The sequence below is a fragment of the Chryseobacterium sp. MEBOG06 genome, assembly GCF_021869765.1.
GTDB lineage: Bacteria > Bacteroidota > Bacteroidia > Flavobacteriales > Weeksellaceae > Chryseobacterium.
This window is the reverse complement of sequence record NZ_CP084580.1, coordinates 2854775-2867118: the sequence shown is the minus strand read 5'-3', so window position 1 is coordinate 2867118 and position 12344 is coordinate 2854775. Positions and strand designations below refer to the sequence as shown.

Annotated in this window: 12 protein-coding genes; 8 read left to right on the top strand and 4 right to left on the bottom strand. The window is 36.0% G+C overall.

The genetic code is table 11. The features are described from left to right. Positions 1-238 precede the first annotated feature (238 nt). From LF887_RS13185 to LF887_RS13150, 8 genes are all read left to right on the top strand, one after another. The gene (locus tag LF887_RS13185) at positions 239-2125 is read left to right on the top strand and encodes a DNA topoisomerase IV subunit B (protein WP_236854670.1); all 1887 of its coding nucleotides are present in this window, start codon (positions 239-241) and stop codon (positions 2123-2125) included. A 24-nt stretch (positions 2126-2149) separates the two neighbouring features. After that, entirely contained in the window at positions 2150-2626 is a 477-nt protein-coding gene (locus LF887_RS13180) for a hypothetical protein (protein ID WP_236854669.1), read from the top strand. Between the two features lie 6 nt (positions 2627-2632). Next, positions 2633-5224, top strand: coding sequence for a DNA gyrase/topoisomerase IV subunit A (locus LF887_RS13175; RefSeq protein WP_236854668.1), 2592 nt, complete (start codon positions 2633-2635; stop codon positions 5222-5224). A 12-nt stretch (positions 5225-5236) separates the two neighbouring features. Continuing rightward, on the top strand, positions 5237-5788 hold the full coding sequence (locus tag LF887_RS13170) for a hypothetical protein (protein WP_236854667.1): 552 nt from the start codon (positions 5237-5239) through the stop codon (positions 5786-5788). Between the two features lie 10 nt (positions 5789-5798). Beyond that, on the top strand, positions 5799-6440 hold the full coding sequence (locus tag LF887_RS13165) for a rhomboid family intramembrane serine protease (protein WP_236854666.1): 642 nt from the start codon (positions 5799-5801) through the stop codon (positions 6438-6440). Positions 6441-6471: 31 nt separating this feature from the next. Beyond that, positions 6472-7575 carry a helix-turn-helix domain-containing protein gene (locus LF887_RS13160; RefSeq protein ID WP_236854665.1) on the top strand — a complete coding sequence of 368 codons (1104 nt, stop codon included), beginning with the start codon at positions 6472-6474 and terminating at the stop codon, positions 7573-7575. Between the two features lie 144 nt (positions 7576-7719). After that, positions 7720-8505: an SDR family NAD(P)-dependent oxidoreductase gene (locus LF887_RS13155; RefSeq protein ID WP_236854664.1), complete on the top strand. Its 786-nt coding sequence runs from the start codon at positions 7720-7722 to the stop codon at positions 8503-8505. Beyond that, a complete protein-coding gene (locus tag LF887_RS13150; RefSeq protein WP_236854663.1) occupies positions 8502-9467 on the top strand; it encodes an NAD-dependent epimerase/dehydratase family protein in 966 nt (321 codons plus the stop codon). The genes LF887_RS13155 and LF887_RS13150 overlap by 4 nt, the downstream gene beginning before the upstream one ends. A 144-nt stretch (positions 9468-9611) precedes the next feature. Here the strand turns inward: LF887_RS13150 and LF887_RS13145 are convergent, their stop codons facing one another. The 4 genes from LF887_RS13145 to LF887_RS13130 are packed head-to-tail and all read right to left on the bottom strand — an operon-like array spanning position 9612 to position 12321. Further along, on the bottom strand, positions 9612-9971 hold the full coding sequence (locus LF887_RS13145) for a DUF4180 domain-containing protein (protein WP_236854662.1): 360 nt from the start codon (positions 9969-9971) through the stop codon (positions 9612-9614). A 33-nt stretch (positions 9972-10004) separates the two neighbouring features. Continuing rightward, positions 10005-10847, bottom strand: a complete 843-nt coding sequence (gene prmC / locus LF887_RS13140; RefSeq protein WP_236854661.1) for a peptide chain release factor N(5)-glutamine methyltransferase — start codon at positions 10845-10847, stop codon at positions 10005-10007. Further along, positions 10848-11606: a peroxide stress protein YaaA gene (gene yaaA, locus LF887_RS13135; RefSeq protein WP_236854660.1), complete on the bottom strand. Its 759-nt coding sequence runs from the start codon at positions 11604-11606 to the stop codon at positions 10848-10850. Positions 11607-11610: 4 nt separating this feature from the next. Then, positions 11611-12321 carry a CPBP family intramembrane glutamic endopeptidase gene (locus LF887_RS13130; RefSeq protein WP_236854659.1) on the bottom strand — a complete coding sequence of 237 codons (711 nt, stop codon included), beginning with the start codon at positions 12319-12321 and terminating at the stop codon, positions 11611-11613. Positions 12322-12344: the final 23 nt, after the last annotated feature.

Genomic DNA, 12344 nt, shown 5'->3' with positions numbered 1-12344 from the left:
CTCTCAGAATTCTTTCTAAGGATATAAATGATGTTATTTTTAGTTGCAGTTATTTTAAATATAAATCAAATTTCAGGTATATTGCCACTAGTATGTCACTTTTTGTTGAATACTATGAAAATAAGGCGGTGATTGATAATAGAACATTCCATAATGAATAAATTTGAGAAAAAATGGATCTTAAAATTCGCGTAATTTTATGCAATTTCGTACTTTTGTATGTTTGCTGAAATCATATATGTCACAAGAAATAAATCCAACCTACTCAGAAGATAATATCAGAACCCTTGATTGGCAGGAACATATCCGCCTGCGTCCCGGAATGTATATCGGGAAGCTTGGCGATGGTTCGTCTGCCGATGATGGTATTTATATCCTGCTCAAAGAGATCCTGGACAACTCCATTGATGAGTTCAGGATGAGATCAGGGAAAAGAATTGAAATAAAAGTGGACGAAGGCAAAGTTACGATTCGTGACTTTGGGCGTGGTATCCCGCTTGGAAAAGTAGTAGATGCTGTTTCCAAAATGAATACCGGAGGTAAGTACGACAGTAAGGCGTTTAAAAAATCTGTCGGATTGAATGGGGTGGGTACCAAGGCGGTGAATGCACTTTCTGAATACTTCAGAGTACGCTCTTTCCGTGATGGTAAAATGAAAGTAGCCGAATTCTCCCGTGGTATTATCACAGAAAATTTTGATGAAAAGGACTCCTCGGACAGAAATGGTACAGAGATTTCCTTTGTTCCTGATGGAGATATCTTCCTGCACTTTAAATACCGTAAAGAGTATATCGAAAGAATGCTCCGTAACTATGCGTACCTGAATCCGGGACTGAAAATTATCTTCAACGGAGAAACCTATTTTTCTGAAAATGGTCTTAAGGATCTCCTTGAAGAAGAGATGGAAAGCGATGTTCTTTATCCGATTGTTCATTTGAAAGACGAGGATATTGAAGTGGCAATTACCCATTCTGACAAGTCTCAGATGGAAACCTACTTCTCGTTCGTAAACGGACAGAATACAACGCAGGGAGGTACACACCTTAATGCATTTCGTGAAGCATATGTAAAAACGATTCGTGAATTCTTTAATAAAAGTTTTGACGCTTCTGATATCAGAAAGTCTATCATTGCTGCTATTTCGATCAATGTTGAAGAACCGGTTTTCGAATCTCAGACCAAAACCAAACTGGGATCTAATGATATGGGGCCAAACGGACCTACGGTAAGAACATTTATAATCGATTTCCTTAAAGGAAAACTGGATAATTTCCTGCACAAAAACCCGGAAATCGCTGATGCAATTCAACGGAAAATATTAATTTCTGAAAGAGAGAGAAAAGAACTTTCCGGAATTCAGAAACTGGCAAGAGAAAGAGCTAAAAAAGTGTCTCTTCACAATAAAAAGCTTCGTGACTGCAGACAGCACTATAACGATCAGAAAGCAGAAAGAAAAGGAGATACACAGATTTTCATTACCGAGGGGGATTCTGCATCAGGATCCATCACAAAGTCCAGAGACGTAGAAACACAGGCGGTATTCTCCCTGAAAGGTAAGCCCCTGAACTGTTATGGTCTTACCAAAAAAGTAGTGTACGAAAATGAAGAATTCAACCTCCTTCAGGCAGCTTTAAATATTGAAGAAAGCCTGGAAGATCTGAGATATAACCATGTTATTATCGCAACTGATGCCGATGTGGATGGGATGCACATCCGTCTGTTGATGATTACTTTCTTCCTGCAGTTCTTCCCGGATCTGATCAAAAACGGTCACCTTTACATTCTTCAGACTCCTCTGTTCAGGGTGAGAAATAAGAAAGAAACAAGGTACTGCTACTCAGAGGCTGAAAGGGTAAAAGCGTTAAATGAACTTGGGAAAAACCCTGAAATAACACGATTTAAAGGATTGGGAGAGATTTCTCCGGATGAATTTAAACATTTCATCGGCCAGGATATCCGTCTTGAACCTGTAGTACTGGGGAGAGATCAGACAATAGAACAGCTGCTAGAATTTTATATGGGCAAGAATACACCGGACAGACAGTTATTTATTCTGGAAAATCTGGTAGTGGAAGATGATACGGCAATTGATAAAAAACAGATACTTGATGAAATAGAAAATTAGTAAACTGATAAAACCAAAGAGCAAATGAGATTAAGTAACCGTAATAAAGCATCAGTTTATAATTCTCTAAGCACTCTGCTCCTGATGATAGCAGTGTTTGGAATCGTTATATTTATGGCCAACAGGTATAGATTTAACGCATTAGGAAATGAGAGTTATTTACTGATTATTGTTCCCGCTTTGCTGCTGATTATTTTTTATATCAGCGGACGGCAGATTTTTGAATATGACAGTGACGGAGAAGCACTGAATTTTAAAAACAGGAATATTATTCCTTTTTTAAGCAAACCACTCCATGATGAATTTCCTAAATATAAGTTGATAAAATATGATGTAGTCAGTATTTTCTTTTTCAAAAGATTATACATCACTGTTTCAAGTAAAAACAGTGGTTCTACGATGCTGAAGTATCAGATCTCTTATCTGACCAGAAAAGAAGTAAATGATTTAAAACTCTCTCTGAATAAAGTAGTGAAAGCTAATAAAGAGAAAAACGATTAAAAACAAATGACGACAGAAGAACATTCGCATGAGGGTGACAGCTTAAAGAAAGTTTCCGGACTTTATAAAGACTGGTTTCTGGATTATGCTTCCTATGTAATTTTGGATAGGGCTATCCCTTCGGTGTATGACGGACTAAAGCCTGTTCAGCGAAGAATCATGCACTCAATGCGGGAACTGGAAGACGGCCGTTACAATAAGGTAGCCAATGTGGTAGGGAATACCATGAAATATCATCCTCATGGTGATGCTTCCATTACAGATGCCATGGTGCAGATCGGACAGAAAGAGCTATTGATAGATACCCAGGGGAACTGGGGAAATATCTATACAGGAGACTCTGCTGCTGCTGCAAGATATATTGAAGCAAGACTTACTCCTTTTGCTTTGGAAGTAGTTTTTAATCCTAAAACTACGGAATGGACAAAATCATACGACGGAAGAAATAATGAACCCGTTGATTTACCGGTAAAATTTCCTTTGCTTCTTGTACAGGGAGTAGAAGGTATTGGTGTAGGGCTTTCTACGAAAATACTCCCACACAACTTTAATGAACTGATTAATGCTTCAGTAGCCTATTTAAAAGGAAAGAAATTTGAGCTGTTTCCTGATTTCCTTACAGCCGGTTATCTGGATGTTTCCGAATATAATGACGGTCACAGAGGAGGTAAAGTAAGAGCAAGAGCGAGAATTACCCAAACAGATAAACATACTCTGGTTATCTCTGAACTTCCATATTCAAAGACCACTACTGATCTTATTGATTCTATCCTTAAAGCCAATGAAAAAGGAAAGATCAAAATCAAAAAAATAGAGGATAATACCTCAGATAAGGTAGAAATTCTGATTCATATTCATAATGATGTTTCTCCGGATAAGACGATTGATGCTTTATACGCATTCACAGACTGTCAGGTGACAATTTCTCCGAATGCGTGTGTAATCGTGGGAGATAAACCAATGTTTATGAATGTTTCCGATATTCTGAAAATGAATACGGATCATACAGTTTCATTGCTTAAAAAGGAACTGGAAATAGAGCTTCATGAGCTTCAGGAAAGCTGGCATTTCTCTTCCCTGGAAAGGATCTTTATCGAAAACAGAATCTATCACGATATTGAAGAAGTAAAAACCTGGGAAGACGTAATAAAAACGATCGATGCAGGATTAAAACCTCATACCAAACATCTTTTAAGAGCAGTAACGGAAGAAGATATTTTAAAGCTGACGGAAATCAGAATTAAGAGAATCTCAAGATTTGACTTAGATAAATTCAAAGAAAATATTGCCGCTCTTGAAGGTAAAATAGAGCAGGTGAAATACCATCTTGCCAATCTGATAGCTTACGCTATTGATTATTATCTGAATATCCAGAAAAAGTACGGAAAAGATAAGCAGAGAAAAACTGAACTTAGAATTTTTGATACCATTGATGCTACAAAAGTAGCCGTGGCCAATGAAAAATTCTATGCAAACTTTGAAGAAGGCTTCATAGGAACTTCTCTTAAGAAAGATCAGTACCTGTTCGACTGTTCAGATATTGATGATATCATTACTTTCAGAAAAGACGGAAGTATGAAAGTGGTAAAAGTAGAAGCCAAAACATTTATTGGTAAAGATATTCTTCATGTGGCCATCTGGAAGAAAAATGATAAAAGGACGGTCTATAATATGATCTACCGTGAGGGGAGAGAAGGACCTTATTACATGAAGCGTTTTTCTGTAACAGGAGTAACCCGAAACACAGATTATCCGTTAGCTTCAGATAAAAAAGGATCAGAAACTCTTTATTTTTCGGCTAATCCAAATGGTGAAGCAGAAACAGTATCAGTACTTTTAAAACCAAATCCCAGAATCAGGAAGAATAAAATGGAGGTCAATTTCTCTGATCTTACCATCAAAGGGCGTGATTCCAAAGGAAACCTGGTGACCAAATATGCTGTAAAAAAAGTGGATATGAAGGAGGAAGGCGTTTCTACCCTGGCTCCAAGAAAGATCTGGTTTGATGATACAGTAAGAAGGCTCAATGCTGATGCAAGAGGTACATTACTAGGAAACTTTAAAGGAGACGACAAAATTCTGACGATCAATACCAACGGTGAAGTAAAACTGATCTCTTTTGATTTAGGAAATCGCTTTGATGATGAGTATCTGGTATTGGAAAAATGGAGACCTGAACAGCCCATTACCTGTATTTACTATGACGGGGAGAAAGATATTTATTTTATAAAGAGATTCTTACTGGAAAATACGGTAAATATACAAACCTTCATGCCATCCGAACATCCGAAATCATTCATTGAGAATGTAGTCGTAGCCAACAATGTTACAGCTGAAATTATTTTTGCAAAAGATAAAGGTAAGGATCGTGATCCTGAAACTATAAATATTGATGAATTTATTGCGGTGAAAGGAATAAAGGCAATAGGAAATCAGTTTACAAAATTTAAAGTAAAAACAATTAATATTACTATTCCTGAACCTGTAGAAGAAGAACCTGAAATATATGAAGATCCGGAACCGGCTGGTGATGGAGACGAGGAAGGAGGGATCATAGGAGACTTGTTCCAGGGAGATGAAAACAGCGAAACTGAATAAAAGCAAAATATCTTGAAAAAAAGTTTATTCCCTGCAATATTACTGGCCGCTTTATTCATGTTCTCCTGTAAAGAAAAAAAGACTGTAGAAACTAAAATTGAGAAAAAACAGAATACTGAAATTAATGCCACTGACCCTATTCCGGAAGAGGAAGAAGAAGAGGTGAAAAAAAGTGATCTGGATTATGAAGCAGTAGACAAAAACAGTTTTAAGAAATGGGAAGGTGAATATAGTCTTGATTATAAAGACTATGCCGGAGAAGGAAATTCTGTAGTCAAGGCAAAATTAAAGCTGGGTGGTCCTGATGACAGTAACCTTTGGATCTGGTGGGAAAGCCCAAATGAAAAAAACAGTGATACCATCAGTGTTTATGGAAGTTTTGGTAAAATGGATGCCGGTAACAGCAAGATCATATTTTTGCCGGAAATAATTTCAGGAGATGATCATGGTATTGACGTACACTTTTACCTTTATGAAGACCATAATAAGTACTATATTAAGTCTCAGATGATTCCATCGGAAAATGGTGTAATAAGGAAAGTTCCGATTCAAAAAATAAAATAGAAAACATAAAATGGATATAGTTGTTTTAATTACTATAGCAGCCACGTGTATTTTTAGTTACATGGGGTTCAATAATATAGCATTATTTGAAAAATATAAATTCAACGTTGGGGCAATTACCAACCGAAAAGAATATGTAAGACTTATCAGTTCTGCATTTTTACATGCAGACTTTATGCATTTGTTTTTCAATATGCTTTCCCTGTACTTTTTTCAGGGAGTGGTTATCAGCTTTTTTGGAGAAACAGGCTTTTTGATTATTTATTTCGGGGCCATGATCCTGGGGAATTTATTTAGCTTACAGATTTATAAAAAACAACCTTGGTATTCTGCAATAGGAGCATCCGGTGCGGTTTCAGGAATCATTTTTGCATCCATAGCAATGGCACCCAATGAAATCAGTGTTAACTTTTTGCCGGGATGGCTGTTTGGAACACTCTATTTCGGATACTCCGTATACATGATGCTGAATCCGAAGCAATGGGATAATCTTGGCCATGCTGCTCACCTCGGAGGAGCCTTTTTCGGACTGATTTATTCTATCGCCATGCATCCGCAGCAGGCTATAAGCAATATGCTCTTCCTGGGGATAATGTCGCTTCCGCTGGTCTATCTGGGATACCAGATTTTTATCCGGAAACGAATAGGATAAAAGACTATTTTTAATTAAAACATCAAAACCAATGAACACATCAGAGTTAAATAGTTTCATCGTGATACTTATCTATGGTTCATTGGTTTTGCTTTCTCTGCTCAAGCTGGCCAATCCTTTAAAGGTAAACAGAAAAGCCAATTTCTGGTTTGGTCTTTTCCTCTTTCTGTGGTCCACTTTCTGGATAGATGAAATACTGTTTTTAATTACACATTCCGTAGTAGAGTTCCATTCCCTGTTTCTGGTTCGCTTTATTCAGTTTCTGACTCCGGTTTTCTTTTATTTCAGTGTCTTATTTTATACCAACCCTTCTTTTAGGTTTAAAATTACAGATCTTAAATTTCTGCTTTTTCCTGCAGGCTTTCTTATATGTCTTACAGCTTCTGCTTTAGGATATACAACTCCTTTTGAATATTTGAGCATTATGCTTATTCTGATTCAGGCACTGTTTTATACAGGCTTATCTTATATTACGATCAAAAAGCATAAAAAGAAGATTCAGCAGTTTTCTTCGAACACAGAAGGAATTAATCTGAACTGGCTGGAGTACATTATTCTGGTCCTTCTTCTGGTGAATATTACCTACATTATTTACAATCTATTTTATGATCCCAAGTCCTTGAACTTCTTTATCAACACTGTCTTTTTAGGAGTCATTTACTTTGTAGGATATTATTCTCTTAAGCAAAAAGAAATCTATCCTTTAGAAGAGAAACAGCGCGAAGAACTGATCTCTATTAATGAAAATCCGGATTCGGAAGAAATCAAAAGAAAGTTGATTTCAGATGAAGAATTATTCAGGATCAAAACATTGCTGGAAGCACTTATGAGTATCCAAAAACCCTATCTTGACAGTGAACTGAACCTTATTAAACTTGCAGAAACAGTGTCCGTTTCCAGTCATCATCTTTCCTATGTAATCAATACAGGTTTTGGTAAGAATTTCTTCCAGTATGTCAATGAATTCAGAGTGGAATATGCCAAAAAGCTTCTGAAAGAAAATGACAGCAGATTGTCTATTCTGGGGATTGCCTATGAGTCAGGATTCAACTCCAAGACATCCTTTAATACAACCTTCAAAAAATTGACGGGTCAAACTCCTTCTGAGTTTAAAAGAATAAGTTCCGGATTATAAAGTTTAACTTTTTTCTATTGACAACGTTTTGCTTTTCAGGGAATTAATGAATTTCTATAGGGGGCTTTAAAATCAGTTCGTTCAGATAATATGGAACATTAAACCTTTCTTCCGATCATAGATTTGTACCATAAATTTAACATTATGGATTCTAAAAAATCATATGCTGTGGTCACGGGAGCAAGTCAGGGATTGGGAAAAGCTTTTGCTGAAAACCTGGCCATGAAAAATTTCAATCTTATTTTGGTAAGCCTTCCAAACCAAAACCTGAAAGAACTTTCACAGGAGCTTGAAAAAAATTACCCTATCAAAGTTCATTATTACGAAACGGACCTTTCAATCCATGAAAATGTAATGAAACTTACGGAGTGGCTTAATCAGTCTTTTGACATTCATATTCTAATCAATAATGCCGGCCTGGGAGGAACCAAAAAATTCACAGAGGCAACATCAGATTATATCAATATGATTCTTCAGGTGAATGTAACGGCTACTTCACTCATTACACATCAGCTTCTTCCTAATCTTTTAAGACAGCCTGAAGCTTACATCTTAAACGTATCCAGTATGGCAGCTTTTTCTCCAATTGGTTTTAAAACAGTATATCCGGCATCCAAATCCTTTATTCATTCATTCTCCAGAGGGCTGCATGAAGAATTAAAAGATACAAATGTCTTTGTAAGTGTAGTGAATCCCGGAGCGATGAAAACTAATGCAGATGTTTGTAAAAGAATTGAAAAACAAGGAATAATGGGAAGGCTGACTCTTTTGAATCCGGATAAAGTAGCTTCTTACTGTATACATCAGCTATTTAAAAAAGATTCCGTAATTATGGTTAACCCAATAAGCTGGCTCGTGATGAAAATAATACCCATATGGATAAAGCTCCCATTGATGACCCAGGCGATAAAAAGAGAAATTGAAGCATGAAAAAAATTTTTGTAACCGGAGCTACAGGACTTCTGGGAACCAATGTCGTTATTAAACTGTTAAAAGATGATTATTCTGTTATTGCTCTGGTGCGTAAGAAAAGCAGCTGGCTGGGTGAAGAAAATGAAAACCTGAAACTGATAGAGGGAGATCTTTTCTCAGATCTGTCATTCTATTTAGAAAAAGTGTATTGTGTGATTCACATTGCCGCAGAAACCCGGCAGCATCTTTTGTTTTACCAGGACTATAAGAAGGTAAATGTGGATGCTGTACAGAATTTATCCATACAGGCTGAGAAATCCGGTGTACAGAAATTTATTTTTATAAGCTCGGCAAATACGTTAGGATATGGATGCAGAAGGCATCCCGGAAATGAACAGGAATACCAAAAATATCCCTTTACCCGATCCTTGTATGCCCAAAGTAAACTGGAAGCAGAAAACTACCTTTTACAGACCTGTAATAACATGGAAATAATCATCCTGAATCCTACCTTTATGATTGGAGCTTACGACAGCAAACCGAGTTCCGGGAAAATTATATTCTGGACGTGGAAGAAGAAATTGGTGTTCTACCCGAAAGGAGGTAAAAATTTTGTGCATGCTGGAGATGCTGCCAATGGAGTAATAAAAGCGGTTGAAATAGGGAAAAGTGGCGAGAAATACCTTTTAGCTAATGAAAATCTAAGTTATCGGGATTTTTTCAGGAAGGTGAATATCATTACCCATCAAAATCCGCTTATGATTCCTATTCCCAACACAATACTTAATGTTCTGGGATTAGTAGGAGAGGTTTTAAGAAAGTTGAATATAAAAACAAATCTGAGTATTTCAAATATGAAAGCACTTCAGGTCCATAATTATTATACCAACCGGAAATCAGTAGAAGAGCTTAAATTAAAGTACCAATCAATAGATAAGGCAATAAAAGATGCTGTTGAATACTTTAAGCGTATTGAATAGACTAACCACTTTCAACAATTTTCCATAACCTTTGCCATTTTGAAGAAATCTGATCATTCCTATAAGAATAGCTTCATTGAGAATTAATTGCCACGAATAGCTTTTGCTGGTTTAAAGGCTTTCGTGGCAATTATAAAAACACATTTAATTTGAAAAATTTACCAAAGCTTTTTCTAAGGTTTCTACAAAATTAACATGTTTCATTTTATTACTTTCAAAAATAAACTCCTTTATACTTTTACTTTCGTATTTACTGAAATTACCTATAATAACCAGACCGATACGATAGTTTGAGAATTTTTGAAGAATTTCTCCTGCTATTTTAGTTTTTAAATCAAAAAATTCTGGAGTGAGGTTTTTTTCATAAAGAATTACCTTATCATAGCCCTGGTAATAGATATTTCCCATAAGATCCAATCCGTCCTCCGGCGACTGAATAAGCATTTCATCAGAAATAACTTCGGCTATTTTGATATCATTGATGGTGTGCGATTTGATAATCATAGTCTTATTGAGTCGTTTTATATTAAAATATACTTATTTCCTTCCAAAAATAAACCGGTCATTCTCCGATAGATCCTTTAATAATTGGGCATCAGAAAAATACTGATAAAGTTCCAGGGTTTCTGGTCCCAGTTTTTGATTGATTTCTAAAAACAAAAGCCCATCAGCATTCAGATGCTTTTTAGCATCTTCTGAAATCTTTCTGTAAAAGATCAAAGTATCGGAAGTAGGAGAGAAAAGAGCCATTTTAGGTTCAAATTCTTTTACCGAGTCGGCAATCTCAATTTCTTCCTCTATTCCTATATAAGGTGGATTTGAAATGATAATATCATAACTTTCTGTCAGTTCAAAATTGAGATAATCAGCATGAATAAAGTTGACTTCCATTGAGTGGTAGTCAGCATTTTTACGGGCTGTTTTCAATGCTTTTTCTGAAAAATCAACCGAAGAAACCTGAGCGGCGGGAAAATGTTTCTTTAAAACCAGAGGAATCACACCACTTCCGGTTCCTATATCCAGAATCTTTATATCCTGTCTTTTTAACTTTTTAATTTCCTGAATGGCAAATTCAAGTAGTTCTTCCGTTTCCGGACGGGGAATGAGGACATTTTCATCTACAAAAAATGTCATGCCGTAGAATTCAGTCTCACCCAGAATTTGCTGGTAAGGCTTTCCGGTCTTTAGCTCATCAATCAGGTTAATCAGTTGTTTTTCATCATCGGTTAAAAGTTCCTGATCAGAAAATTTTCTTTGTTGAAACTGATCTAGGCCTACGATCTTATGGATAAACAGAGAGGACAGAAAAGCGCTTTCCGACTCAGTATAAAGGTCGGAAAGTTCTGTTTTGAAATGTTTTTTATATGCTGTAACCGTCATTTATCTTGTGAAAACCAGTTTTGTATCTGTAGATTTTTCATCATCAATTCTATAGCCTTCATAGTTGAATGCCTTTACATCGTCCAGTGTCTGGGCATTGGTCTCTGCACAGAATCTCACTACAAGACCTCTTGCGTGCTTGGTATACACTACAATCGTTTTCAGTTTTCCTTCTTTTAATTCATAAAAATCAAAATCAATAACGGTATGATTAAGCTTTTTTCTGTCGATTACTTTTCCGTACTCATTACTCGCAAGATGAAGCAGGACTTCTCCTTTTTTCATTTCAGAATTAAGCTGTTCGGTTATTTTTTCTCTCCAGAATTCATATAAATTTTTATACGTATCAAATTTAAATGGGCGCCCCATTTCCAGTCTGTAAAGCATCACTTTATCAGAAGGCTTCAGCAGACCGTATAATCCCGATAGCATCCTGTAATTTTTTTGCAGATAATCTACAGCCTCTTTATTCAGAGTTTTAGCATCAAGTCCTCTGTAGACCTCTCCTGTAAAAGCAAACATTGCCGGTGTAGATTCTTTAGCCGTAGGTTTTGATTTCCATCTTTGGTTTCTTTCCCAGTTTTCATCAGCCAGTTTTGCTGATATTTCCATTAATTCGGAAAGATATTTAGGCGATTTTTCTTTTAAATAAGTTTGTATAAATGCTGCTTCTTCAATGAATTTTGGAGTCGTAGGTTTCAACAGATCAGTGGTGTTTTCTACGTTCATTAATTTCGCAGGAGACGTTATAATTTTCATAATTTTAAAATACAGATAAATGTTTAATATCAATAAAATTCATCATCATGAGAGACACAAAGTCAATCATAAAATGGCAGATGATCAGAATTTTAATGTTTGAATACGCTTTATAAAACAGCGCAAAAACGATTCCAATAAAGAAAGGGACAATCACCTGGCCTATGGTTCCGTAAGTACTGTGAAGAATTCCAAACAAAATGGCTGAGACAAGGACTCCTAAAAGCGGACTGTTGTATATCTTTTCAATCCTGGGCTGTATATAGCCGCGCATCAGAAACTCTTCTACAGCACCCGCTGTAAAGCATGTAAAAATAATTAAAAAATAATTATTCTTAAAAATTGATGAGAGCTGAGAAAGCTTATCACTCATATTTTCCTGAATCAAAAGATGAAGTACCACATTAATACATCCTCCGCCTATAAGACAGATAAAATATAAGCCAATGATAGCTTTTATATAGAATGCTATAGGATATTTCTTTTCTTCTTTAAGCAAAAAAGAGCCTTTCTCAATACAATAGGTGTATAAAAATGTAATAAGTAGAATAATCCATATTGCAATTCTGGTGAGAAAAAAACTGACTGCTGTAATACCCTTTATTCCTGTAATCATATTGATCACAGGGAAAATATAAAGCATTGCTGCAGCTAAAAGTACAAAAGTCAGTAAAATCCCTACAGAATATTTCCCATTACTCGCCATATTTCCCATCTATACACAGAAAATTTTCCATT

Coding starts and splice junctions, on each gene's coding strand:
- LF887_RS13175 (WP_236854668.1), top strand. CDS start 2,633: ATGACGACAGAAGAACATTCGCATGAGGGTGACAGCTTAAAGAAAGTT.
- LF887_RS13145 (WP_236854662.1), bottom strand. CDS start 9,971: ATGATTATCAAATCGCACACCATCAATGATATCAAAATAGCCGAAGTT.
- LF887_RS13150 (WP_236854663.1), top strand. CDS start 8,502: ATGAAAAAAATTTTTGTAACCGGAGCTACAGGACTTCTGGGAACCAAT.
- LF887_RS13185 (WP_236854670.1), top strand. CDS start 239: ATGTCACAAGAAATAAATCCAACCTACTCAGAAGATAATATCAGAACC.
- LF887_RS13160 (WP_236854665.1), top strand. CDS start 6,472: ATGAACACATCAGAGTTAAATAGTTTCATCGTGATACTTATCTATGGT.
- prmC (WP_236854661.1), bottom strand. CDS start 10,847: ATGACGGTTACAGCATATAAAAAACATTTCAAAACAGAACTTTCCGAC.
- LF887_RS13180 (WP_236854669.1), top strand. CDS start 2,150: ATGAGATTAAGTAACCGTAATAAAGCATCAGTTTATAATTCTCTAAGC.
- LF887_RS13130 (WP_236854659.1), bottom strand. CDS start 12,321: ATGGGAAATATGGCGAGTAATGGGAAATATTCTGTAGGGATTTTACTG.
- yaaA (WP_236854660.1), bottom strand. CDS start 11,606: ATGAAAATTATAACGTCTCCTGCGAAATTAATGAACGTAGAAAACACC.
- LF887_RS13165 (WP_236854666.1), top strand. CDS start 5,799: ATGGATATAGTTGTTTTAATTACTATAGCAGCCACGTGTATTTTTAGT.
- LF887_RS13155 (WP_236854664.1), top strand. CDS start 7,720: ATGGATTCTAAAAAATCATATGCTGTGGTCACGGGAGCAAGTCAGGGA.